This window comes from Legionella micdadei (genome assembly GCF_000953635.1).
Taxonomy (GTDB): domain Bacteria; phylum Pseudomonadota; class Gammaproteobacteria; order Legionellales; family Legionellaceae; genus Tatlockia; species Tatlockia micdadei.
In genome coordinates this window covers 2,644,812-2,667,753 of record NZ_LN614830.1, presented here as the reverse complement: position 1 = coordinate 2,667,753, position 22,942 = coordinate 2,644,812, and the positions used below count along the sequence as shown (strand labels likewise).

Here is a 22,942-nt window from a genome sequence, read left to right as displayed (position 1 = left end):
GAATATCTGGTTTAAATATTATTTAATAGCAATAAATTATTACTAAATAAAAGCCCAAAAGCTCAATGGGAAAAAGTTAAGAATAGTTTATATAAGGACAAATTGGGATGTCTAAAGTTGTTGAGATGATAAAGTCGTTTTTAATAAATCCAGCCGTTAAAAAAATTCTTATTGCAGAGGATCATTTTGATTACACACCCAAGGAAGCCTTGATTGACCTGTTGGAGGAAATCGAACAAGGGGTTTTTATTTGTGATAGGAAAGTGATTCTCATACTAGAGCACATATCGATAAAAGACCAGATTAAAATTGATGAAGGGGTTAAAAATAAAAACTTTACATCTGATTTGGAGGCTATATTCAAAAAATGCCCTTTTGTTGAACCCCAAAATTTAAATATAAATATGTATTCGGAGCTTGCTAAAAAAGCGATAATTTCTGGAATCCCAATAATAGCCGCTGAAAACGAACTTACAGGTTATAGCTCCATCATTATCTCAACCTGTATCAACCGAATACGTACAGCAAATCCTGTTTTTGAAAATGTTTTTGATGGTGATATTTTTAAGCAAGAAAATGTGGTTGCTATTTTTCTAGGAGGAGCAGCACACATAGTAGACCTGCATCCCAATAGTCAACTGGAGTATGGGCCTAAATCTATCATGGGATTAAAAACCGCTTTAAATGAACAAAGGGATACTGTTTCTATCTTTATCTATGATGAAGGGGGAAATCATCTACATAAAAATCCACAAAACAAATTACCGAACATTGCCTTAGAAGGATTCTACGGGAGCCATAATTTTGATGCTGTTATTTGTGTTAAACCTGCCAAAAAATTATTATCAAAATCGAAAGACGATACTCAACTTTTGAGTCCTGCTATTCCGTCAGATCAATTCCAATTAGATAGGGCATTAAAATCATCATAAATTAAAGTTACTCACTGATGTGAATATAAATTCATCCAACCCAGTAATGAATCTCTTTCGTTACAAAGAAGGCTTTAGAATTTATTCTTTACTTTGCTGCTTAATCGTCTGCTTAAACGATAGTGACTGTTGTAAGCAACTAAGTTCTACTCGTGCTAATCCATTCATATCTGCAATAGTTCTCGCTACTTTAAGAAGGCGGTGATAGGCGCGAGCTGATAATTTAAGGCGATCTAGTGCATAGCTTAGAAATTGTCGTTCTTCGTCTTTTAATTCGCAAATACGCTCACAATCCTTCACACTTAATTGAGCATTGATGCAGTTTTGGCGTTCCAGTTGTATTAACCGAGTTTTTGTAACGAATTGCCTTATCTCATCACTTTGTGTCCCTCCATGTTCGTGAGGCTTAATCAACTCCGATTGAGGAAGCGCTTGAACATTGATTTGCATATCGATTCTATCCAGTAAAGGGGCAGATAATTTTGCCAAATAACGGTTAATTCGCTCAGGTGTACATAAGCAGTCGGCTTGAGGATTCCCCCACTGACCGCAAGGGCAAGGATTCATGGCTGCGATAAGTTGGAATTTTGCCGGAAAATCCGTCTGCACTGCAGCTCTGGAGATGCAAATATGGCCTGATTCTAAGGGCTCGCGAAGGGTTTCTAGAACATGTCTATGGAACTCAGGTAGTTCATCGAGAAATAAAACACCGTGATGGGCGAGGGAAATGTCACCGGGTTTAGGGGGGTTACCGCCACCCACAAGCGCAACGGGTGACGCAGTGTGATGTGGTGAGCGGAAAGGAGGGCAACGCCATTTGTGGAAATCAAGTTGCCGTCCATGAATTGAATTTATCGCTGCACATTCCAGAGCCTCCTCTTCGGTCAATTGGGGTAATAGCGTATTGAAACGTTTAGCTAGCATAGTCTTACCACTGCCTGGGGGGCCGCATAATAAAACGCTATGACCTCCACAGGCAGCTATTTCTAAGGCTAATTTAGCATGATGTTGCCCCTTAACATCGGACCAATCCAATTCATTCCCAGAATGATAAGCATCTGGCTTGGGGGGTAGGGGTTGCAATGGCGTATCCTGGCATAAATAACTACAGACCTCGCGAAGATTATTGGCAACATAGACACCGTCCTGCCCGGCAAGAGAAGCTTCTTCTGCATTAGCCGCGGCGATGACCAATAATTGTTTATCCCGATGGGCAGCAAGAACCACGGGGATGATTGCTGATATGCCTCGTAGATTACCGCTTAATGCCAGCTCGCCAATAAATTCATGTGAAGCGAGTTTTTGTGAAGAAATTTGTCCAGAGGCGGCAAGAATACCAATGGCTATAGGCAAATCGAAGCCGCTGCCTGACTTAGGTAAATCGGCGGGTGCTAAATTGACCGTGATTTTACGGCAGGGAAAATCAAACTGGCTATTTAGGATTGCACTGCGTACACGATCCTTGCTTTCTTTTACGGCGGTTTCAGCCAGTCCAACGATAGTAAAACTGGGTAACCCGTTTGATAAATGGACTTCAACTGAGACGGGCTGTGCCTGAATACCGACGGCAGAGCGCGTTTTGCTAAATGCGAGATTCATTTTTCTTCCTGATTTTAAGATTGGACAAGGCTATTTTACTGGGATGACTTTCAGCCTCTACTGCCGCTCATCCGTTTTCTTTGCTGATTTTTGTACCAGTAAGGCATCAACTTGTTTTTGTAATGCATCTAATTTTTCGCGGGTTCTTGCCAATACTTTCATTTGTACGTCAAATTCCTCCCGAGTGACCAAATCCATACGCGCGAAAGTAGCCTGAAGAATTTCCTTAAATTTTTGTTGAATCTCATTTTCGAAATTTTGGAAGCTTCCGGGTAAACTGGCAAAAAGCTTCTTAGCCAAATCATCAAATTGTTTTGGGTCAAACATAACGGGTCTCCCTGTGCGCGACTATCGCGACAGTCTAGCAATGGTTATCTATTAATTCTACTAGAATTGTTAAATTCACTGGCCTGTTAATTACAACCCACATTCTGCAGTAGTTTATTTTTGTTTAGACTTCGTTAAAAGAGATCTTCCTCTGTTCGTTTGTTAGCGTATAAACCGAGCTGATTGAATCATTTTTGCCTCATCCAAACAAAATAAACTCTACGGCGGAAAGTGGGTTACAATTTTGTTGCACTTTTAACTGGTTGTGTAGTTTCTGTGGTTTGATTTGCCCTGCTTTTCATGTCAGCTAAGCCTTCTTCCATCAATCTTGCTGCATCCTTTCTGGCTTTTGCCCTCTTTTCTTCTCGAGGAGAAAAGAAAAACTCTTGTCTAGGCGAGGAGAAAAAAGTAGTTTCCTTCGAAAGATCAAAATCCTTTCTTCGAGGAATGGGGATAGGTAAAGATGAGTCACGTTGTTCCTTTGCCATGATTTCCACCTTTGAGGTTGGTTAATTAACAAATAGGTTATATTTTAATTGATATTAATAAAAACAAATCGAATTTACAATAGCAATCAATCTCACATAGAATGAAGCCATTCTCATGAAAAGGAGGCAGTTTCAAGTGATGAAATTTGATGCCATGGTACTGGGGGGCGGAATCGTTGGGGTATCGGTTGCCATCCATTTGCAAATGAGAGGGCGTTCGGTGGCTTTGATTGATTTAAAAGCACCTGGAAGCGAAACTTCATTTGGCAACGCTGGATTAATTCAACGGGAAGGAGTGTACCCGTACCCGTTCCCAAGAGAGGTTACTTCCTTAATTAAATATGCATTTAACCGCTCACCTGAAGTGAGGTACCATCTAAGATCCCTATTAAAGCTCGCCCCCTTTCTGTGGAAATACTGGTTTCACTCGCATCCTCAGCGACATGCTGAAATTGCCCGTTCGTATGCAACGCTAATTCAGCATAGTGTTAGGGAACACCATGCTTTAGCTGAGGTCGCTGGGGCTAAATATTTATTTCGGTCAGACGGATGGCTCAAAGTATTTAGAACAGCGAAAACGCAAGACAAAGAAACACGTTTCGCTGAACAATGCCAAAAAGACTACGGCATTCAGTTTGAAAATTTGGATCCGGCTTCATTGCGCCGCATTGAACCTGATCTTGACCAAACTTTATTAGGTGCACTTCGCTATACGGAATCAGAGTCTGTCAGTGATCCGGGAGCGTTAGTTAATGCCTACGCAAACCACTTTACGCGCATGGGGGGACGGTTCTTTTTTGGCGACGCGTTTACTCTAACGGATCAATGGTGCCTTAAGACAAGGGATGGCCAAATTCAAGCGGATTCGGCAGTCATCTCATTAGGTCCCTGGTCTGATGTTTTGAGCTCTCGATTTGGGTATCGTTTTCCATTTGCGGTCAAGCGTGGGTACCACATGCATTACAATACAAAGCCGAATGCGCAACTTACCCATCCGGTGCTCGATATTGAAAATGGCTACTTGGTAACTCCGATGACGCGAGGTGTTCGTTTAACTACTGGAGCAGAATTTGCAAAACGTGATTCAAGAAAAACGCCTGTACAACTTGACTCAGTAGAGCCTATCGCCCGAACACTGTTCCCCATCACTCATCGCTTGGAAGAATTGCCTTGGATGGGAAGTAGGCCATGCACACCCGATATGCTTCCTATTATTGGTAAAGCACCTCTCCATGATGGACTTTGGTTTGCATTTGGGCATGCTCATCACGGATTGACGTTAGGGCCAGTTACGGGTCGTTTACTTGCCGAAATGATGACAGGGCAAGACACAATCACGAATCCATTGCCATTTAGCCCTGATCGGTTTTATTGATGGCTTTGCATCCAACTAATGAGAGAAGGAATGACTATGAAAATGCTTACTGCCATTATTAAGCCTTTTAAGCTGGATGATGTACACGAAGCACTGATGGAAATTGGTGTACCCGGTATAACCATCTCGGAAACGCGGGGGTTTGGTAGGCAAAAAGGGCACACAGAGCTTTATCGTGGGGCAGAGTATGTCGTTGATTTTTTACCAAAAATAAAGATTGAACTTGCTTTGTCAGATGATATGGTCGAAGCAGCAATTGATGCTATCTGCAAAGCCGCTTATACCGGTAAAATTGGGGATGGTAAGATTTTTGTTTATGAGTTGCAGCAAGTAGTGAGGATAAGAACAGGAGAGGTAGGGGTCGACGCGCTTTGAGACAAAAGTGCTACATTTCTTGGGTAACTTTTCGTTACCCAAAAATTCAGATCTAGATGAGAGTGTTTCGATGTGTGGCGCGAATTGCTACCCAACAGTAAGCTCTTGGGTAATGAATAACCATTCATCTTGAGTAACAGGCAGAACAGACAAACGGTTACCTTTACGAACTAAAGGCATCTTTTCAAGTTGAGGGTATCGCTTTAAAGTATCAAGCGGAATAATTTCTTTAAATTTCTCTTTAAAACGGATGTCTACCATATACCATCTTGGATTGTCGGGAGTGCTTTTGGGATCGGGGTGCTCGCTATCTGGATCAAAGGCAGTATAGTCAGGGTAGGGTTTGCTGACGACTTCTGCGATGCCGATAATCCCCGGAGGATTACAATTAGAATGATAAAATAAGACCTGATCGCCCACCGTCATATTATTTATGAAATTACGGGCTTGGTAATTACGTACACCATCCCAATGTGTTGTTTGCTGGGGTGAGGTACGTAAATCATCAATGCTAAAACAAGAAGGCTCAGATTTCATTAACCAATATTTAGTCATTTTTTATTTTACTCCAATGAACTGTCTTTTCAGTCACCACCGCTGTAAGCGGAATATCCCAGGTATGGGGTTCGATATACGGGTAGCGTTGAAACTCATAAGCAACGCCAACAAGCATGGGATGATCTTCTTTAGCCAAAGTCCGATCATAATAGCCTGCTCCCATACCAAGACGCGTACCGTAATGATCGAAAACAACGAGCGGCATGAAAATGATATCGAGTGATTTAGGCTCTATGGCTTGTGATGTATCTACATCAGGTTCGTCAATGCCATAGCGATTCTTTACGAAAGGGGTTGCTGGTGTGGCAGGTAAAAATAACAAGGTTTTGTTTTCTCTAAGAACTGGGAAATAACAAAATTTGCCTTGCAGGGGTGCTGAATTCCATAACGCGTTTAGGCTAATTTCTCCTCGTGTTGCTTGATAAAGAGCAATTCGTTTTGCATGTCGATATTCATGCATACCACGAATTCGCGTGCACACTCTAGCAGAGGCTGTATGCTGATATTCAAGCGGTAAATTTTCGCGAATTTGTCGACAACTTCGTCTGAGGGCAAGCTTAAAGCGGTTGGGCATAGTTTGATTTTTTTCACTTTTCGTCGATTATTGCCCAGATAAATACCTAAGTTCAAGTTGGATGAGGAGAATTTTTTAAAAGATCTAGGCATAATAAAAAAAATAAGGTATATACGGCAAAATTATTGGTGCTTGTCTAGGGCAATGCCCCTAAAGTTTTTGACGGGTTTCAAAGCGCCAAATTTGGTAAAAATCGCGTTTGATAGAGTTGGCTATTCCTTGATCGAACGCAATTCTTACTCCTATTTTGCGCTTTTTCGCTCCTGGCAAGATTTTAGGGACCGGCCTAAAGCGTGATTAACTAACCTTGACTTGAGAGAGTACAATGAGCGATATATTTGAAGAAGATGACGATCTTGTTGAAAGTGATGTATTTGCCGGTTCTCTGGATGAGGATGTTGATATTGACATACCTGATGAAATTTATACGATGGATGCACGTCGACGCCTCGAAAACAAGCTAGATGATATGCGCTTGGAAGCCGAGCTTAAAGACGACTTTGACGATTATTAAACTAAATGTCAACGCTCGTAATGGTTCAGGAACATGATGCCAACCTGTGTTTTACAGCTGATGATCGCATCTTTTTAGGTGAAGGCCTTTTCGAAACATTACGAGTGGTTAAAAATAAGCCTTGCTTTCCAGAGGCTCACTGGCAACGGTTGAAAAAATCTGCCTCTTTCTTAGGTTTAACTTTTGATATTTCTTTTGAAGTATGGTTTGAAAAGCTCAATGAATGCATTAAATTACATGCCATTCAAGAAGGGGGGATTAAAGCCATTCTAAGTAGCGGTAGGGCTCCACGCGGCCTTTCAGCGCGTAGTAAGGAAACAACCCTTATTCTTACCGCATTCCCATACACTCGAAGTCCTCAACCACTTTCTCTTATGAGTGCGCCCTGGCAACGCGATGCAAAAAATCCTACTTTTCAATTGAAATCGATAAATTACTTAGAAGCGATTATTGCGCTTCGGTATGCACAATCAGCTGGTTTTGATGATGTTTTATTTTTTAATTTTCAAAATCATGCGACAGAAACCACAGTTGCTAATTTTTTTATCATAAAAAACAATCAATTGATTACCCCTCCCTTACACAGTGGTGTTTTACCTGGAATCATACGAGAGCGACTATTGTTTCTAAGTAAAAAACAGGGAATTCCTTGCCTTGAATTGGAATTACGCAAGGATAATTTGATCGAAGCAGAGGCAGCGTTCACATGCAATGCCCTACAAGGTATCCGGCCTGTTCGTACCTTTGATAATCATGCTTACACCGTAAAACACCCAATTTTAGAGACATTAAGCCGTTTTTTAATGCTTGAAGAGTACGACTAATCCTTTTTGCAGAAGTTGTTGTGGGGGGATAGGGTATGTTCTCTCCCCTTTTCAGTTTCGCGCAGCATGTCAGACGGATCCGCTAATCCATCGTTATCCTTAGATCCCGTAATCAAATCGTGAGAAACCAAAGGGAATGAGCTATTCCGTTGGGAGTGTTTAAAAAATTTATACCCTAAGAATGCTAAGGCTAAGAGGCAGAGAACAAGAATGCTAGTGTTTTTATAAAGGGGGGTGGGGTGGGTGAGCGCATCCATACCTGCGTGGCCGCAGTAAGTGTAGATAATTTCAGCCGGTGTTAAAAAGATGAACGTAGTCAGAATATAGTGACTAAACTTAATTTGAGTAATGCCTAAACCATAGTTAACTAAGTTAAAGGGCACGATGGGTACGAGGCGCAGTAAAGCAACAAATTGCCAGCCTCCGCGCTCTACCCCGGATATTAATTTATTTAGTTTTGGCCCTCGTTTAGCGGCTAACCAATCAATGGCTAGATGACGGCTAATGCAAAAGGCACAAGCTGCCCCGAGTGTAGCCCCTATCAGATTGAAAAGGGTTCCGAGTAATGGGCCGAATAAGGCGCCTCCAGCGAGTGTCAAAACCATGGTGGGTAACAGGAGAATAGTAGCCAAGCAATATATCAGTAGAAAAAGGATAGGCGCTAACCAACCTAGTCCTTTAATACTACTAAGAATAATCGGCGCTTTCTCTTGAAAAATAATTGCACTAGCAATCAGTACCGCTAGGATGCAAAATGTCTTTAGAAATTGGTTTTTAAGGCACATGGCTCACACTTTATTACACCAGGGTAATTTGGGCAAGCAGGGATTGCTTCAGGGAGGCTGTATTGCAATGATTCTTCTAAATGAGTATAAAATTTTTAACCCCCTAAGGGATTTTAAAACCATGTTAAGAAAAGAGTGGCAGAAGCTCCTAGTTAAACCGGTACAGTGGTTGTTTCAATTCACTCTTGCCCAATGGTTCCGGGTAAAGATTAGGGGAACGATGCTTAAAGAATCGTCTATTATCATTGCCAATTGTACTTCTGTGATTGATCCTCTCTTACTCGCTTTATTTTTACCTGAACGCTTAAATTTTGTTTTAGAACCACAGTTGCATGATAAATTGTGGGTTAAGGTTCTAAAATTATTTGCAGAAGTGGTTTTTCTGGATTTGTCTCAATCATCAACCAAGCAAAGACTTATTAAAACGATCGAAGCTGAAAACAAATCATGGGTGTTATTTCCACAAGAATTTAAAAATGAGGTCAAAAGTTTTGATGATTACGGCTTTGTCTTACGGCAATTAGGGAGAGAAGTAAGACCTATTCGTATAGAAGGGGCGCAGCATAGTTTTTTCTCTCTTGCTAAAGAGAAACATGCAATCTATTTCTTTCCAAAAATTACCCTTCATCTTATGGAGAGCCTCTCCTTAAATGCCCAACACAAAGATGAAAAGAGCTGGGGTAGAAGGTTATTTTTGTTACTTAGTGAAATGGCTTTCCTCAATTTTAATACGGAGCAATCCCTTTTTGCTGCGATACTTCAAGGTGCAAAACACGCCTACAGTCAAGGTTCATGGATTGAAGATTACAACCGGCAGCCTATCTCTTTTCGTCAGTTTATTGCTCGATGTTTTATCTTGGGAAGGCAGTTTAAAAGTGAAACTCAACCATCGGAGATGGTGGGTGTGATGATGCCGACCACTATTGCCGGCGCTGTCAGTTTTTTTGCTTTACAGGCATATCGACGAATTCCTGCCATGCTCAATTTTAGCAGTGGTTTTTATAATCTCTATTCTGTCTGTCAAGCAGCGGGCATTAAAACCATTTATACTTCCCGCCAATTTATCCAGACAGCAAAACTTGAGACATTAGTTGAAGAATTGGACAAAGCTGGATTTATGGTAAGATTTCTTGAGGATTTTGCGCCCAAAATTAATCTGGCGCGTAAGTTTGCTGGATTATTAAAAAGTACTTTGCCAAGCCTGACCTATCGCTTAGTAAGTGGGGTCGTTAAGCCTGATACCTCTGCTTTAGTGCTGTTTACTTCTGGATCAGAAGGTGTGCCTAAAGGAGTAGCGCTAACTCACAAAAACATTTTGGCAAATTGTTATCAAATGATGTCGCGTGTGGATTTTGCTCTTCAGGATATCTTTTTTAATGCATTACCGATTTTTCATTTTTTTGGCTTAACTGCCGGGACCATTGTACCGCTGGTCGCCGGGAACTCCTGTTTTTTCTATCCCTCTCCTTTGCATTTTAAAATAATTTCAGGTCTTGTTCATGAAACTAAAGCAACGATTTTTTTTGCAACGGATACTTTTTTGACAGGGTACGCCAGGGCGGCAGGACCTAAGGATTTCAGTTCGCTAAGGTATATTTTTGCCGGAGCTGAGAAGGTTAGATCTGAAACGATGCACTACTGGCGGGAAACCTTTAATGTGCAAATCTATGAAGGTTATGGGGCAACAGAAGCCTCCCCTGTGATTTCACTGAACTGTCCCTTAGCCTCCAGGGCAGATAGTGTAGGATTGGTTCTGCCTTCTATCGAATATCGAATTGAGCCTGTTGAGGGAATAGCTGAGGGAGGTAGATTGGTTATTCGCGGTCCGAATGTCATGTCTGCTTATTTAACCCCTGATAAAGCAAACCCAATTGAAAATGACGGGTGGTATGCTACGGGGGATATTGTTGTCGAAGATGACGAAGGTTTCTTATCTATTATAGGCAGAATAAAGCGGTTTGCTAAGCTAGGGGGGGAAATGATTTCCTTATCTGTCATTGAGTCTATTGCCTCCACTTTATGGCCGGAGCAACTCCATGCGGCTCTCAGCAGAAAATGCCCTCGTAAGGGGGAGCAAATTATACTCTTTTCAGAATATGCTAAAGCAAGCAAATCGGCTTTTATCCATCATGTGCATGCACAAAAATACCCAGAACTACTTGTTCCTCAGACAGTTTTACCTAATGTTAAAATTCCAGTTTTAGCTTCAGGGAAAATAGATTATCCGTCTTTGGAACGTGATTTAACTACTTTTTTTCCTGATTCCTCATCAGCTGAAACAAATCTTTCTTAGTAACGGATTTACCGGTACAGCCACGGTTTCTCGGTTTATCCCCAGAACCCGGGAGTTAGAATGGGTGCGAGCTTTTTAGTTTATCTGCTTTATTTAAACGGTTTTTATTTTTTTTTTAATCCTTAAGAAAACCTTAATATTTCCCTGTTATGATGAAACTATCAATTCTCCTTGGAGCTAGCTATGTCAACAAGCACTAAAAATATGTTGAAGACATTAAATCCTGGTGCAAAAAAGGCCAGTGCCAATGTACAGCAAAAAAATCGAGTGCATGATGTTGCTGCTGACGCTCAGAAAAAAGAAAGAGAAAAGAAACAGGCTGAACTCAAACCAAATATGGCTGATGTATTAAAAGCCTCTCTAACCCCGACGAAAGGTGGTCCTTCAAACAAGCTTTAAATTACTCATTGAATAAACCCGATGTGTTACCGATGAAATTAGTGATTCGCTGATGGGGCTATCTGCATCTATTTAAATCCAGTCAAAGCGACCTAACGTGCCTTAATCGGAAACGAAATCGCTCAAGTCGGTCAATTCCCCCAAGTTTTTAATTCTACAATGTTGCCCTGAAAAATAGCATTTTCAAGTTTCTTGGGTATATACTTTACCCTATATAGTTCTGTTTTTATCCGAGGATTTTTATGGCCGGGTTTTCTGAAACATCCCACTGGCGCGATTCGGCTAGAAGCGCTCGTTTTTTCCTGGTTGATGCAAGAGCTGCTTTTCCAATTTTTCTTTTTCTGATGCATATTAGGGTTTGGACCGGTATTTTAGTTCTTGTGTCAACAGTTTTCTTTGGCATCATTGAACATTACGGATTTACTGTTCCAGTTTTTTTGCGTTGGCTTAGAAACTTTTTGGCAGGCCCTTTGCGCTCGTCACAACCTTGGTGGAAATAATGGAAACTGATATTCGTAAATGCATGGCTAAAATTGCTGCGGCTTTAAATGCTAAATTCTATTTAAACGATCGTTTTGTTACCTACGAAGAAGTATTTTCTGACACGGGCTTACTTCCGGCCATAGCCCGTCGTGCTGATCAACTTTGCTCACTCTGTCTGGGTTATGGACTTGGTGCTACTTTTGATGAGGCAGAAAATGCTCTGCTAGGAATACGGGTTGTCTTTGATGAAGTGACTCCTAATGCTTTGCGTTTATTGTGTATGACGGACGTATTAAATGAATTAATTCAAGGAGGTCCGAGTAAGGATTACACCCCCTTAGATGAGTTAATGTATGACTAGTGTACCTTTTCGATTCTACAATCTTGGCCAAAACTTGCTTTTCCGTGCTTTGCAGCATCGATCCTTCAGTGCCTATGGTGATGCCCAAAAAGTTGGTCGTTTAACTCAATCCCGTGAGTTCTTAGCTAGCTCAGATTGTTTTAATCAAACAAAGTGTAAAAAAAGTGAAAGTTTAGCCTCCCTTAAGCTTATCTTAAGGAAATATCTGTTAATGTTGGTAGTAAATTAGAATTTGGTATTGGAGTACCTACTGTATGTTGCGCAATCCGTATACGCATTTTAAATTGACAAGTGAGAGCAAGAGTTCAGCGACAGATTTGCTTTCCAGTTCTTCCCCGACAGAAGGAGAACCTTCCGGTGTGCCTATCGCTGTCGGAATAGATACATTACATAGTTTGCAAAGGTTAAATAGTCAGACCGATAAAATGATGGCGATTAGTAAGACTCCAGGGAATATGACTGCATCTGCAACGTTAGGTAAAGCACTTAAAAGGACTGGAAGCGCTATCAATAATGAATTTCCTAAAGAGATTCAAGAAGTTCAAATGGCTCAAGCAGAATCAAGTCATGATTCGTCCCCCGAAGAAACTACATCTGTAAGCTTTTCAAGGCCCTAAAACAGTATTCAGCGTTTTACGCTGAATACTGTTATAATTTTTGTAGAAACTAAATTTAATCAGCTTTGTTCTAATGTTACCCTAGTTCATATACTATGAAAGACGAATTAACTAAACAACAAGCCCATGCCATTTTAGAAGCGCTGGATGAGGCTATTGAAACAGGGCCTTGGGATGAGTCGAATTTTTTGCGTGTGATAGGAAAAAACCTCCGGGAAATACGCGATAAGTTTGCGTCACATCTTAGCGATGTCAAAGTAGAGGCTAATAAGCCAAAAATTGAAAGACAAACTCATATCAATCGGGTTTCGCAGCGTCCTGATCATCAAGAAATATTTATTTCTCTCTACTCTTCTGAAGGAAGTATTATACAATCTTGGGAGCGTATTCTCGCTAATCTATCCCGGCAAATAATTTCGCGTCCTATTTATTCCGATGAGGATGCAGTAAGAGCATTCATTAAATCCAAAGAAAATAAAGAGAATGAAGCATATGTCGCTATTTACATCGATCAAGCAGATATTTTAAATATACCGCCAGACAAAATTCCTGTGGATAAATTTGGGAAGCCTTTATTAAGCCTCAAAGATCGCGCAATAATCTTGGACAACATAACGCGATTCGTTCATACTTCTGGCACTTATCATTACATCAAAGGACGTTTGGTTAAAAACACTCAAACTGAATAGCTGAAGTCACACCACAGTTGACGCAGACTGGTATATACTTGAGATTATAACGGGTTTATTAGAATTAGGAATGGCTCAACAACCACAACAATCAGGCGGTAGTGGCGATAATTCGATGGCACCTGTGTGGATCATGGTGCTTGTGTTTATTATCGGCTTTATTATCTGGAAAACGTCGCATCAGTATATTGTTGCGTTTGTTTTTTATTTAAATGTTCTGGAAGCAAAATTAGTCACTTTATTCGTAAACAATCCTCAATTAGAAAGCAATGTTTATGTGATGCAGACCATCGACCCTGCAAGTGTCGAGTGGGATCAGCTAGTCGATTTAACCCGCGGAGTTGGTGATTATATCCGTTATCCTGTCGTTGCAATTCTTGTTTTTTTGGCAATGTTTCTCTACAAATCTGATATTACTCTTAAATTTCGTAAAGCACATAATATGAAAACCTTACGTGCCCAAGAGCAGCATAACTGGCTCGCTATAATGCCTATTGTAAAAGAAGATTTAGTCAACACCGATATTAACAAAGGTCCTTGGGCTATGGCCTTAACACCTATGGAGTTTGCGCGTAAATACCACTTATTAAAAAAAGAAGATGCGCTGTTGGATAATCCAGTCCCCGGGCAGGAAATGACTGCTGGAATTAGAAAAGGGGATGCCAAGAGGGTTTTCACCCTGCAATTAGGGCCTTATTGGGATGGATTTGAGCGATGCTCCCCCCAAGCTTATGCTTTAGCGGCAGTTTTTATGGCGCGAATGAACAGAGATAGGGATGCGGCTAATTTAATTTTAGAAACATTGGATAGAACTTTTACTGCTGGAAAACCGGATTTCAGTGTGGCAAGACCGGTATTAAAAAAATATCAAAATGCAGAAAATGTCCAGGAGATTATCGCGAAACATGCTTATCTTTTAACTGTGCTAGCTTCATTATTAGCAGCTGCGAGAGATGATGGTGTTGTGCCTAGTTCGGAATTTTTGTGGTTAAAACCTCTCGATCGTCGATTATGGTATATGCTTAATAGTATTGGTAGGCAAACTCCTTTCGTTGAAGTCGGAGGACCTTTTGCCCACTGGCGCGCTGAAAAGGAAATGGGAAGGCGCTCGTTAGTACCGATGATCGATGAAGCAATTAAAGCCCTCGAGATTGCGGTGAAAGAAGTGAAGTTATCGCCTAAAGAGATGCAGGAGTTACAACCGTAATGCGTGGTATAGATTCGCGACATGAAATTGACCCTACACTGCTGTTAAGGGATACAAGAACCCTTGGCCAACGGATGGGCGATTTTTTTTCTGATCCCACCAATGTTTCTATTGTTTTAGTTTCCTTGGCGGCTGTCGCTTATTATATCTCCGAAATTTCAAGTCTAATGCTTATTATTGGGGCTCTATTCTTCTTTTATACCTATACACGTAAACAAAAATTGCCTTTCAGATTACCGAAAATTGCTCGTGTTAAAGATTACAATGACTTAAAACCTGGCGTGGGTACGCCTAATATTGCACGCGGCATTGCATTTTTTGGTAATGACCGAAAAACAGGTGAGGAGTTGTGGTTTGCCAACGAAGATTTAAGAACTCACGCACTGATTTTTGGTTCTACCGGTAGTGGTAAAACGGAAACTTTAGTTTCGCTTGCCTACAATGCACTGGTACAAGCCAGCGGTTTTATCTATGTCGATGGAAAAGGGGATAACTCGCTGTATGCGAAAGTATTTTCAATGGTGCGGAGCATGGGGCGAGAAGATGATTTATTACTGATCAATTTCATGACAGGGGCCCGTGATATTATTGGTCCACAAGAAAAACGCCTGTCCAATACGCTTAACCCGTTCTGTCAGGGTTCTTCAAGTATGCTAACCCAGCTTGTCGTAAGCTTGATGGGCTCTTCAGGCCAGTCTTCCGATGGTGATATGTGGAAAGGCCGGGCTATAAGTTTCGTTGAGGCGTTGATGAAGCTTCTTGTCTACATGCGCGATGAGGGGGCAATACTACTTGACGCAAATACTATAAGAAACTATTTTGATTTGCAGCGATTAGAATCAATCGTAATTGACAAAATTTTCCCACGCGATGAACAAGAAAGCATTAATATCGAATCAGTTCCCAAACTGGTTACAGACCCTTTACGAAACTATGTATTTAACTTACCAGGTTACAATAAGGAGAAAAAAGGTAAGCAAGTTTCTCAAGTGTTAGAGCAACATGGATTTATTACCATGCAGTTGGTTAGGGTATTTTCATCCCTCGCAGATACGTATGGCCACATCATTAGGACCAATCTTGCAGAAGTTGATTTCAAAGATGTGGTGCTCAATCGCAGAATTTTGGTTGTATTGTTACCTGCTTTGGAAAAATCACCCGATGAATTATCGAACTTAGGTAAAGTGATTGTATCCTCATTAAAAGCCATGATGGCTGCAGGTTTAGGAGACCAAGTTGAAGGTGATTATCGTGATGTGATTTTACGAAAGCCAACTAATTCACCTACACCTTATATGTGTATTTTGGATGAGTATGGTTACTATGCTGTACAAGGTTTCGCAGTCGTACCTGCCCAGGCGCGTTCTCTCGGATTCTCGGCAATTTTTGCCGGACAAGATTTACCGGCTTTCCAAAAGGCATCAAAAGAGGAAGCCGCTTCAATTGGTGCTAACACTAACATTAAAATTTGTATGAAGCTTGAAGACCCAACAGAGACCTGGGACTTCTTTACTAAAACAGCTGGCGAAGCTTATGTGACAAAGGTGGATTCTTTCCAAACAAAAGATACGAGTATTGCCAATAGCTATATGGATACGAAGAGTTCTTCTTTTGAAAAAAGATCACGGATTGATTTACTCGATTTAAAAGATCAAACTGAAGGTGAGGCTCATATCTTTTTTAAATCCAAGATCGTACGGGCGCGTATGTTTTATGCCAACCCGACACCGGTTAAACAGTTAAAGCTTAATCAGTTTTTAAAAGTTGAGCCGCCACCGGATGATTATTTAATTAAATTACAGAAACAGCTTTCGGGATTCCAACAAGTGCTTGAAAGCGGTAATCTCAGCATTGAAAAAGAGGTTGATACTGAAGAAATCGCTCTGATAACGAAGGCGCTGCACGAATCGAATATCGCTGAGCCTATCGAGCGGGGTGTGGCTGCCTTATTAGCTTTCCATGGTTATAATGAACCTGAGCCGATAGAAGAGCTAATTGAAGAGGAGCAAGAAGGTGCTCTGACTATATTTAGCAAACTCCGTCATCCTGCTGGCAGTTTACCGCTATTGGCTAAAGACACTGAGCAGTTTTCAATGCCGCTGCTTGGAATCAATGAAACAAGGAATTATCTCTCTGTTGTCGAACGAGCCAGTGGGGCGAAGGATAAATATGCTGGAACGGTTGCAAACGAGTTAATCAAAGATTTTCAAATGGCAACCTGTTATCCGCCACACGATCGCGATGTAATCAGCACAGAAGATTTAGCGCTTATGACGAGAGACCTGTCAAGCAAAATCGTTAGCGAACGTGAAAAAGCGAAGACTAAGGCGCAAGAAGAGGTTTAATTGATATGAGAAAGTTCAAATAATAAGGCCTTTTCCTACCGAACTTAGGTGAATCGCTCGATTTTTTAAGAATTGCTTGTAACGCAATGATTTGTATGTTTTTATTTCATTAGGCAATGTTCTTTAAAGTTTGCCAGGAGCAAAAAAACAAAATTGAGACAAAAATGGCGTTCGATCAAGGCTAGTAGCCTGCTGTTAGCGAGATCGAACACGATTTTTCGGCAATTTGTCAATATTGCATACTGCCAATAATTTTAGAACATTGTGTATATGGAGAATCTAATTTTAATTAACGTGAGAGGGTTTTGGTGAGACGATTGCGTGTTGGTTTATTAGCTTTTTCAACATGGCATGCAACCTTGCTTGCATTTTTACTTTTACTTGGATGCAAGACAAAGGTATACCACCCTGAAGACAATGAAGCGTTAAAACTGCCTTACAAAGTTGAAGGTGCAGATGATGAAGCAATCATAGGATTGCAAAAAAGTCTTAAACGTTGTGGTGTGGCTGTTATTACTATTGGCCAAGATTACTTAATCAGTATACCTTCCGCCTCATTATTTCCAAACCAATCGCCCCAATTGACCTGGGCCTCTTACGGTTTACTAAATAATGTAGTGCGATTTTTAAAACAATTCCGTAAAGTGGCTGTAAACATTACTGCATTTAGCGGTAAGTATGTTTCTCAGAGGCGAGAACATGCTTTGACATTGGCAAGAGCGAGGGCGGTTGCAGATTATCTATGGTCGCAAGGTATCGACAGCCGTTTTATTTTTACTGAGGGGATGGGGAGTGATAAGCCAATGATGGGCTACACTCGCGGTGGGGATAAATCACCTAATTCACGCATTGAAATCACTTTCAGAGATGCGATTGTTTAGACGAGGCAGCAATGAGTCAAGAGGTTTGGGGTACAATTAAACGGTCTAAATCTTTTTATATTCGGACTTACCGATTAGGCGCAACGAGTCTTCTTATCTCTTTGATGCTTAATCTACTCTTAATACTCGGTATCTATTATCTCTATTTTCATGAACCTGAGCGTGATTATTATGCAACGAGTGGTATTACTCCTCCAGTTCCATTAACACCTTTGGACGAACCGAATTATTCATCAACGCCACTTCTTCCACCCGATCCGATTGATGATAATAGTGAAAAGGTCATACCGCAATAAAAGAGGTAACTATGGCTCAAGATGCTTTGACTGCTGTCACAATGAGAAATGAGTTTTATCGAGACGGTCAACGTAAGACAATTCTTGCTTTACTGTTTTCCATTCTCATTAATTTTGTTTTAGCCTCTCTTTTGGTGTATATGATAACGCATCCTCCAGCACCAAAATATTTTGCAACGAGTATAAATGGTAGAATAACTCCATTGTATCCTTTGGACGAGCCTAACCAATCTGACTCAGCAGTATTACAATGGGCAAATCAGGCAGCAATTGCTGCGTTTACTTATAACTTTGTGAATTACCGTGATGAGTTACAGGCGTCCTCTGGGTTCTTTACTGCAGATGGATGGACACAATTTTTGACTGCATTACAACAATCTAATAACTTGGATGCGGTTAAAGCGAAAAAACTAATTGTATCGGCAGTGGCTACTCGTGCTCCAATTATTTTACAAAAAGGCTTATTAAATGGGGTTTATTCTTGGCGCGTCCAAATGCCTATTTTGGTAACGTATCAAAGTGCCAGTGAATTTTCTCAACAAAACAATGTGGTTACAATGTTGATAACACGTGTGTCAACATTAAATTCTCCACGTGGAATAGGAATAGCCCAATTTGTTGTGGGTCCTGCGAGTGGTGGAATAGTGTAATTTGGATTATTTAATGAATAACAATAAGAAGAAAAAAAATTTATTCCATTTACTTGGATTGGTTATGATTTTCGTAACTAATTCAATGCCTCTTCCAGTGAATGCAGCTGCTGAAGCTGACTCTGCCCAGCAAGCGCTCCAGCAGCTTCGACTTTTGCAGCAACGTTTATCTCAATCAGGGGGCACTCAGCAGCCTTCCGCAGGAACAAATAAGCCAAACCAAGCTAACCAACAAGGCAAAGAAGCAAATAAATCCCCACTTGCTGCCGGTAACGCCCCTCCTGCCGGAGGGCAGCAAGCTAATTCCGATGTTTTATCGCAAGAAGATAATGAATTAATCGATGTTAAGGCTTTCGAAGGAGTGTCTAGACAACTTTTCCCACTCTCTCCGGAACAAATTATTCGTTTAAAGCAGATGTATCAAGCAAATGAATTTGCAGAAGCATCTACTGCTGGTACTCCACCAAAACCCACAGCAACTTCGCAGATTGTTAATCTATCACCGGGATCTACGCCCCCCGTTATTCGTTTATCGCAGGGATTTGTTTCTTCGTTAGTGTTTCTCGATTCTACGGGAGCTCCCTGGCCTATCAGTGCCTATGACCTAGGTGATCCTTCTTCGTTTAACATTCAATGGGATAAAACAAGTAATACTCTAATGATTCAAGCTTTGAAGCTATACAATTATGGTAACCTTGCCGTACGATTGCGTGGTTTGAATACCCCTGTTATGTTAACACTCATTCCCGGACAAAAAGCGGTAGATTATCGGGTGGATCTACGAATCCAAGGATTTGGCCCAAATGCTAAAACCATGCCTACAGAAGAGGGGCTGCCCCCAAGTGCAAATGATGTCCTGTTGCATGTTTTGGATGGGGTACCTCCCGCAGGAAGCCAACGATTAACCGTCAGCGGTGGTGATGCAAGAGCATGGATAATTGGCGACAAAATGTATGTAAGGACCAACCTTACTATTTTGTCTCCAGGCTGGATAGGAAGTATGACGAGTGCGGACGGAATGCATGCTTACGAGATGCAAAAATCCCCAGTGTTACTGGTTTCATGGCATGGAAAAGTCATGCAGCTTAAGGTAGAAGGGTTATAATCAAATGGCAGGTAGAAAAGAGAATCTAAAATCGCTATTTACCAATACCCGTACACGGGTCATTATTGTATTTACCGCAATATTGTTAATCGCTGCTGTTGCCATTGGCGTGTTTAAATTAAAGTTCTCGCAAGAAATTGGAGAAACGCCGTCAGGTGTGGGCCATGTTCCACAAGGGATCCAATCTATCCCGGGAGCCCTTAATCCAACTGTACAATATGCAAAATTGCAAGAATCACAAAATGTTAGTCAAGCGGTTTCGGCTTTAAAAACAGGCGGCAGCGCAATTCCTACTATTGTGCGTACCCAAGCTTTAGGAGCCGGTGTGATGCCAATAGGCCAGCCACCAAGCGGCGAGGGAGGTGTCGGATTTACAACGTTAGCACGCGAAAACGAGGCTGGTGCCCAGCGCAGTTTATGGATACAGGCTTTACAAAATAGCAGTTGCAGTAAAGCAACCGTGACTAATGTAGTCAATCAGGGGGCATCACTGACTGATTTGAAAAATGCCTGTACGTGTACTCAATTGAAAGATAACGGCTATCAGCTTTCTGATTTACAGCAAATATGTTCTTGTAAAGAACTAAGAGCAGCCGGATTTAACGCCCGCCAATTAAAAGATGCAGGATTTAGCGCTGGCCGCTTACGGCTTTGTGGGTTTGATGCCTGCGAGTTACGCAACGCCGGTTTTACAGCTCAACAGATGAAAGACGGTGGCTTTTCAGATGGAGAGCTTAAAGGTGCTGGATTTTCCGATGCTGAGATAGCGAAAGCAGGTGGATTGCCTAATGGGATTAGTGAAGCGGATGTGCGTAAAGCGGGTTGTCAAGTTGATGCCCTCAAGCGTTTGCGTGCAGCAGGAGTCTCTGCGGCTGCTATTCGTCGAATAAGTGGTTGTAGCGCCGCTCAGTTGAAAGCAGCGGGTTTTACTGCAGCTGAATTGAGAAACGCTGGATTTAGTGCTGCAGATTTAAAAAACGCAGGGTTTACACCAGCTGAACTTAGGCAAGCGGGTTATACCGCAAGGGATTTGCTTAATGCAGGTTTTAGCCCCGATGATTTAGCAGGTGCTGGGTTCACTCCTGGTGAAATATCAGCTGCAGAATCTGAATTACCCCCCGGAATTAGTCCTGCGGATATTAAAAGCGCTGGTTGTGATGTTGAAGCTTTAAGGAAACAACGTCTTGCAGGCGTTAGCGCTAGGCTTATAAAGCAATACGCAGGTTGCAGTGCCAAAGCGTTAAAAGATGCTGGGTTCAGCGATAGCGATTTACAGCAAGCAGGATTTACTCCCGCAGAAATCAGTGCTGCAGCTCCTATTAATGATAATGACATAAAAGCTGCTGACTGCGATCCAAATAAACTAAAACTACTTTTAGCCAGAGGTGTAACAGCCGCAAGAATTCGTACTCTAAATGGCTGTAATGCAGCCCAGCTGAAAGCCGCTGGTTTTGATGCAAAGCAATTGGCTGCAGCAGGGTTTACACCCCAGCAACTTTTGGCTGCGGGTTACGCACCTGAGCAGGTTCGCGGAGCCCTCACGGATGATGCCATACGCGCAGCGGGGTGTGATCCAACAAAACTTAAGCAACTATTTAATTTAGGGGTATCTGCTAAACGTATTCGTGAACTGAATGGTTGCAGTGCAGAGGCGTTAAAAAATGCAGGCTATGATGCGAAGGCATTATCTGACGCTGGTTTTACACCGCAAGATCTTTTGGATGCAGGATTTACCCCGCAGCAATTGAGGCAGTCAGGTGTGGGTGGAGCCGCAGTGATCTCTGCGGGACGAACAGCTGACTGCAGTGTGGCTTCACTAAAAGCAGCGCGTGCAGCAGGCGTGTCGGCGGCCACCATTAAACAAACTTTAGGATGCAGTGCAGCCGCAATGAAAGCAGCCGGTTATACAGCACAGGAATTAAGAGACGCAGGGTTTACGGCAGCTGAATTGAAAAATGCAGGTTTTAGTGCAGCTGATCTTAAAAGTGCTGGATTCTCTGCCAAGGAATTACGTGATGCTGGATTTAGCGCAGCTGATTTAAAAAATGCTGGCTTTAGTGCAAGTGAGCTAAAAGACGCAGGGTTTAGTGCCGCTGATCTTAAAGACGCAGGATTCTCAGCAAGCCAACTTAAAGCAGCGGGATTTAGTGCCAAGGATTTAAAAGGTGCAGGTTTTAGTGCCACCGATCTTCGTCAAGCCGGGTATGGTGCTAAGGATCTGGCCGACGCAGGATATTCTGCGGCGGATTTAAAAAATGCAGGTTTTAGCGATGCAGAAATTCAAGATGCTGGGCTGAGTACGGAGGTGGCAGGTTTGGGAGCGGCTACTGTTCCTGGGGCAGAACCGTCTAGTGTAACTCCGATTCCTGGCATACCAGGTGCAACTAACCAAACAGCGGCAGCTGCAGCTCAAGCTGCGAATGCCAAACAATTGCAGGAGATTTTGAAGAAACAAAATCAACAATTAGCTGATCAAAAATTCCAGCAGAAGATCCAACAGCGTACATCCCAAATGCTGAGTACAGCAAACCAGTCAATTAGTACTTGGCAAAAGGTAACTTCCCAAAGCTATGTTGCAGGTAATGAGTCTGAAGAAAAGAAAGAAACCACAACCGCTGCAGGAATGGGACAAACAACTTCTTCTTCCCTAAGCCCTGGGGAAATGGGTGGCCCTGCAAAATCGCAGGGGGCTATAATTAAAACAGGGGATATCCTCTTCGCTGTACTTGATACGTCAGTGAATAGTGATGAGCCAGGTCCCATCCTTGCGACGATTGTTTCGGGCAAATTGAAAGGCGCTAAATTAATTGGTAGTTTCAATTTACCTACTAATGCCGACAAGATGGTAATTAGTTTTAATACGATGTCTGTACCTGGTGCACCTAAATCGACTTCAATTAATGCTTATGCGATTGACCCCGATACGGCGCGTACGGCGTTGTCAAGTAACACAAATCACCATTACTTGCTGCGATATGGCTCTCTGTTTGCTTCATCGTTCCTCGAAGGGTTTGGAAATGCATTCCAATCAGCGAACACAACAGTGACGATTGGCGGTACTGGCGGAGGACAGAATATCACTGTACAAAATGGTATTGGTCGTTCAGCATTGCAAAATGCGGTGATTGGCTTGGCAACCCTTGGTAAAGCATGGGGTCAGGTTGCTCAACAACAATTTAGCACGCCAACGACAGTCGAAGTCTATTCAGGAACACCTTTGGGTATATTATTTACTCAAGATGTAACCTCTCTTTAACATGATGAG

Annotated in this window: 24 protein-coding genes; 18 read left to right on the top strand and 6 right to left on the bottom strand. The window is 41.9% G+C overall.

Features of this window, described 5'->3' with window-relative positions:
* The first annotated feature begins 107 nt into the window (after window positions 1-107).
* On the top strand, window positions 108-932 hold the full coding sequence (locus LMI_RS11830) for a hypothetical protein (RefSeq protein ID WP_045099986.1): 825 nt from the start codon (window positions 108-110) through the stop codon (window positions 930-932).
* Window positions 933-1,013: 81 nt separating this feature from the next.
* Here the strand turns inward: LMI_RS11830 and LMI_RS11825 are convergent, their stop codons facing one another.
* The 3 genes from LMI_RS11825 to LMI_RS11815 all read right to left on the bottom strand — a co-directional run bounded on the left by LMI_RS11825 (window position 1,014) and on the right by LMI_RS11815 (window position 3,346).
* Complete coding sequence (locus LMI_RS11825) at window positions 1,014-2,531, bottom strand: YifB family Mg chelatase-like AAA ATPase (protein ID WP_045099985.1); 1,518 nt, start codon at window positions 2,529-2,531, stop codon at window positions 1,014-1,016.
* Window positions 2,532-2,588: 57 nt separating this feature from the next.
* Entirely contained in the window at window positions 2,589-2,858 is a 270-nt protein-coding gene (gene ubiK, locus LMI_RS11820) for a ubiquinone biosynthesis accessory factor UbiK (protein ID WP_045099984.1), read from the bottom strand.
* A gap of 236 nt (window positions 2,859-3,094) precedes the next feature.
* The gene (locus LMI_RS11815; RefSeq protein WP_045099983.1) at window positions 3,095-3,346 is read right to left on the bottom strand and encodes a hypothetical protein; all 252 of its coding nucleotides are present in this window, start codon (window positions 3,344-3,346) and stop codon (window positions 3,095-3,097) included.
* Window positions 3,347-3,485: 139 nt separating this feature from the next.
* Between LMI_RS11815 and LMI_RS11810 the strand changes: the two genes are divergently transcribed.
* A complete protein-coding gene (locus LMI_RS11810) occupies window positions 3,486-4,721 on the top strand; it encodes an NAD(P)/FAD-dependent oxidoreductase (protein WP_045099982.1) in 1,236 nt (411 codons plus the stop codon).
* A 36-nt stretch (window positions 4,722-4,757) separates the two neighbouring features.
* Window positions 4,758-5,096, top strand: coding sequence for a P-II family nitrogen regulator (locus LMI_RS11805; protein ID WP_045099981.1), 339 nt, complete (start codon window positions 4,758-4,760; stop codon window positions 5,094-5,096).
* 87 nt (window positions 5,097-5,183) lie between these two features.
* Here the strand turns inward: LMI_RS11805 and LMI_RS11800 are convergent, their stop codons facing one another.
* The gene (locus tag LMI_RS11800; protein ID WP_045099980.1) at window positions 5,184-5,651 is read right to left on the bottom strand and encodes an EVE domain-containing protein; all 468 of its coding nucleotides are present in this window, start codon (window positions 5,649-5,651) and stop codon (window positions 5,184-5,186) included.
* Window positions 5,644-6,228, bottom strand: a complete 585-nt coding sequence (locus tag LMI_RS11795) for a 5-formyltetrahydrofolate cyclo-ligase (protein ID WP_045099979.1) — start codon at window positions 6,226-6,228, stop codon at window positions 5,644-5,646. Before LMI_RS11795 ends, LMI_RS11800 begins: the two co-directional genes overlap by 8 nt.
* 325 nt (window positions 6,229-6,553) lie before the next feature.
* Here LMI_RS11795 and LMI_RS11790 point away from each other — a divergent pair, with 325 nt between their 5' ends.
* Entirely contained in the window at window positions 6,554-6,742 is a 189-nt protein-coding gene (locus LMI_RS11790; protein ID WP_045099978.1) for a hypothetical protein, read from the top strand.
* A 5-nt stretch (window positions 6,743-6,747) separates the two neighbouring features.
* Window positions 6,748-7,566, top strand: coding sequence for an aminotransferase class IV (locus tag LMI_RS11785; protein ID WP_045099977.1), 819 nt, complete (start codon window positions 6,748-6,750; stop codon window positions 7,564-7,566).
* On the opposite strand, the gene LMI_RS11780 is transcribed toward LMI_RS11785, so the two are convergent.
* Window positions 7,563-8,351: a TVP38/TMEM64 family protein gene (locus LMI_RS11780; protein ID WP_064102980.1), complete on the bottom strand. Its 789-nt coding sequence runs from the start codon at window positions 8,349-8,351 to the stop codon at window positions 7,563-7,565. The two genes, LMI_RS11785 and LMI_RS11780, sit on opposite strands and share 4 nt — an antisense overlap.
* A 121-nt stretch (window positions 8,352-8,472) precedes the next feature.
* Here LMI_RS11780 and LMI_RS11775 point away from each other — a divergent pair, with 121 nt between their 5' ends.
* The 13 genes from LMI_RS11775 to dotG all read left to right on the top strand — a co-directional run bounded on the left by LMI_RS11775 (window position 8,473) and on the right by dotG (window position 22,933).
* Window positions 8,473-10,644 (top strand): AMP-binding protein, encoded by a 2,172-nt coding sequence (locus LMI_RS11775; protein ID WP_045100745.1) that lies wholly within the window; start codon window positions 8,473-8,475, stop codon window positions 10,642-10,644.
* A gap of 183 nt (window positions 10,645-10,827) precedes the next feature.
* Window positions 10,828-11,043, top strand: coding sequence for a hypothetical protein (locus LMI_RS11770; RefSeq protein ID WP_045099976.1), 216 nt, complete (start codon window positions 10,828-10,830; stop codon window positions 11,041-11,043).
* Between the two features lie 242 nt (window positions 11,044-11,285).
* Window positions 11,286-11,543, top strand: a complete 258-nt coding sequence (gene icmT / locus LMI_RS11765; RefSeq protein ID WP_045099975.1) for an IcmT/TraK family protein — start codon at window positions 11,286-11,288, stop codon at window positions 11,541-11,543.
* Window positions 11,543-11,887, top strand: a complete 345-nt coding sequence (locus LMI_RS11760) for a type IV secretion IcmS family protein (RefSeq protein WP_045099974.1) — start codon at window positions 11,543-11,545, stop codon at window positions 11,885-11,887. The genes icmT and LMI_RS11760 overlap by 1 nt, the downstream gene beginning before the upstream one ends.
* A gap of 254 nt (window positions 11,888-12,141) precedes the next feature.
* Window positions 12,142-12,504 (top strand): protein MigB, encoded by a 363-nt coding sequence (migB, locus tag LMI_RS11750; protein WP_045099972.1) that lies wholly within the window; start codon window positions 12,142-12,144, stop codon window positions 12,502-12,504.
* Window positions 12,505-12,599: 95 nt separating this feature from the next.
* On the top strand, window positions 12,600-13,193 hold the full coding sequence (gene icmQ, locus LMI_RS11745) for a Dot/Icm secretion system protein IcmQ (protein ID WP_045099971.1): 594 nt from the start codon (window positions 12,600-12,602) through the stop codon (window positions 13,191-13,193).
* A gap of 70 nt (window positions 13,194-13,263) precedes the next feature.
* Window positions 13,264-14,400 (top strand): type IVB secretion system coupling complex protein DotM/IcmP, encoded by a 1,137-nt coding sequence (gene icmP / locus LMI_RS11740; protein WP_045099970.1) that lies wholly within the window; start codon window positions 13,264-13,266, stop codon window positions 14,398-14,400.
* Window positions 14,400-16,745, top strand: coding sequence for a TraM recognition domain-containing protein (locus LMI_RS11735; protein ID WP_045099969.1), 2,346 nt, complete (start codon window positions 14,400-14,402; stop codon window positions 16,743-16,745). Before icmP ends, LMI_RS11735 begins: the two co-directional genes overlap by 1 nt.
* A 308-nt stretch (window positions 16,746-17,053) precedes the next feature.
* Window positions 17,054-17,626, top strand: a complete 573-nt coding sequence (icmN, locus tag LMI_RS11730; RefSeq protein ID WP_045099968.1) for a type IVB secretion system protein IcmN/DotK — start codon at window positions 17,054-17,056, stop codon at window positions 17,624-17,626.
* An 11-nt stretch (window positions 17,627-17,637) separates the two neighbouring features.
* Complete coding sequence (icmM, locus tag LMI_RS11725; protein ID WP_045099967.1) at window positions 17,638-17,922, top strand: type IVB secretion system protein IcmM/DotJ; 285 nt, start codon at window positions 17,638-17,640, stop codon at window positions 17,920-17,922.
* 11 nt (window positions 17,923-17,933) lie between these two features.
* Window positions 17,934-18,572, top strand: a complete 639-nt coding sequence (locus LMI_RS11720) for a type IVB secretion system apparatus protein IcmL/DotI (RefSeq protein ID WP_045099966.1) — start codon at window positions 17,934-17,936, stop codon at window positions 18,570-18,572.
* A 13-nt stretch (window positions 18,573-18,585) separates the two neighbouring features.
* The gene (locus tag LMI_RS11715; protein WP_045099965.1) at window positions 18,586-19,677 is read left to right on the top strand and encodes a DotH/IcmK family type IV secretion protein; all 1,092 of its coding nucleotides are present in this window, start codon (window positions 18,586-18,588) and stop codon (window positions 19,675-19,677) included.
* A 4-nt stretch (window positions 19,678-19,681) separates the two neighbouring features.
* Window positions 19,682-22,933: a type IVB secretion system protein DotG/IcmE gene (gene dotG, locus LMI_RS11710; RefSeq protein ID WP_045099964.1), complete on the top strand. Its 3,252-nt coding sequence runs from the start codon at window positions 19,682-19,684 to the stop codon at window positions 22,931-22,933.
* The last annotated feature ends 9 nt before the right edge of the window (window positions 22,934-22,942 follow it).

Excerpts from the sequence above, each read along its gene's own strand:
- LMI_RS11760 (WP_045099974.1), top strand. The coding sequence starts at position 11,543 with ATGGAAACTGATATTCGTAAATGCATGGCTAAAATTGCTGCGGCTTTA.
- LMI_RS11800 (WP_045099980.1), bottom strand. The coding sequence starts at position 5,651 with ATGACTAAATATTGGTTAATGAAATCTGAGCCTTCTTGTTTTAGCATT.
- LMI_RS11715 (WP_045099965.1), top strand. The coding sequence starts at position 18,586 with ATGAATAACAATAAGAAGAAAAAAAATTTATTCCATTTACTTGGATTG.
- LMI_RS11805 (WP_045099981.1), top strand. The coding sequence starts at position 4,758 with ATGAAAATGCTTACTGCCATTATTAAGCCTTTTAAGCTGGATGATGTA.
- LMI_RS11810 (WP_045099982.1), top strand. The coding sequence starts at position 3,486 with ATGAAATTTGATGCCATGGTACTGGGGGGCGGAATCGTTGGGGTATCG.
- icmP (WP_045099970.1), top strand. The coding sequence starts at position 13,264 with ATGGCTCAACAACCACAACAATCAGGCGGTAGTGGCGATAATTCGATG.
- LMI_RS11790 (WP_045099978.1), top strand. The coding sequence starts at position 6,554 with ATGAGCGATATATTTGAAGAAGATGACGATCTTGTTGAAAGTGATGTA.
- LMI_RS11775 (WP_045100745.1), top strand. The coding sequence starts at position 8,473 with ATGTTAAGAAAAGAGTGGCAGAAGCTCCTAGTTAAACCGGTACAGTGG.
- LMI_RS11720 (WP_045099966.1), top strand. The coding sequence starts at position 17,934 with ATGGCTCAAGATGCTTTGACTGCTGTCACAATGAGAAATGAGTTTTAT.
- migB (WP_045099972.1), top strand. The coding sequence starts at position 12,142 with ATGTTGCGCAATCCGTATACGCATTTTAAATTGACAAGTGAGAGCAAG.
- ubiK (WP_045099984.1), bottom strand. The coding sequence starts at position 2,858 with ATGTTTGACCCAAAACAATTTGATGATTTGGCTAAGAAGCTTTTTGCC.
- dotG (WP_045099964.1), top strand. The coding sequence starts at position 19,682 with ATGGCAGGTAGAAAAGAGAATCTAAAATCGCTATTTACCAATACCCGT.
- LMI_RS11830 (WP_045099986.1), top strand. The coding sequence starts at position 108 with ATGTCTAAAGTTGTTGAGATGATAAAGTCGTTTTTAATAAATCCAGCC.
- LMI_RS11780 (WP_064102980.1), bottom strand. The coding sequence starts at position 8,351 with ATGTGCCTTAAAAACCAATTTCTAAAGACATTTTGCATCCTAGCGGTA.
- icmQ (WP_045099971.1), top strand. The coding sequence starts at position 12,600 with ATGAAAGACGAATTAACTAAACAACAAGCCCATGCCATTTTAGAAGCG.
- LMI_RS11770 (WP_045099976.1), top strand. The coding sequence starts at position 10,828 with ATGTCAACAAGCACTAAAAATATGTTGAAGACATTAAATCCTGGTGCA.
- icmM (WP_045099967.1), top strand. The coding sequence starts at position 17,638 with ATGAGTCAAGAGGTTTGGGGTACAATTAAACGGTCTAAATCTTTTTAT.
- LMI_RS11785 (WP_045099977.1), top strand. The coding sequence starts at position 6,748 with ATGTCAACGCTCGTAATGGTTCAGGAACATGATGCCAACCTGTGTTTT.
- LMI_RS11825 (WP_045099985.1), bottom strand. The coding sequence starts at position 2,531 with ATGAATCTCGCATTTAGCAAAACGCGCTCTGCCGTCGGTATTCAGGCA.
- LMI_RS11795 (WP_045099979.1), bottom strand. The coding sequence starts at position 6,228 with ATGCCCAACCGCTTTAAGCTTGCCCTCAGACGAAGTTGTCGACAAATT.
- LMI_RS11815 (WP_045099983.1), bottom strand. The coding sequence starts at position 3,346 with ATGGCAAAGGAACAACGTGACTCATCTTTACCTATCCCCATTCCTCGA.
- icmT (WP_045099975.1), top strand. The coding sequence starts at position 11,286 with ATGGCCGGGTTTTCTGAAACATCCCACTGGCGCGATTCGGCTAGAAGC.
- LMI_RS11735 (WP_045099969.1), top strand. The coding sequence starts at position 14,400 with ATGCGTGGTATAGATTCGCGACATGAAATTGACCCTACACTGCTGTTA.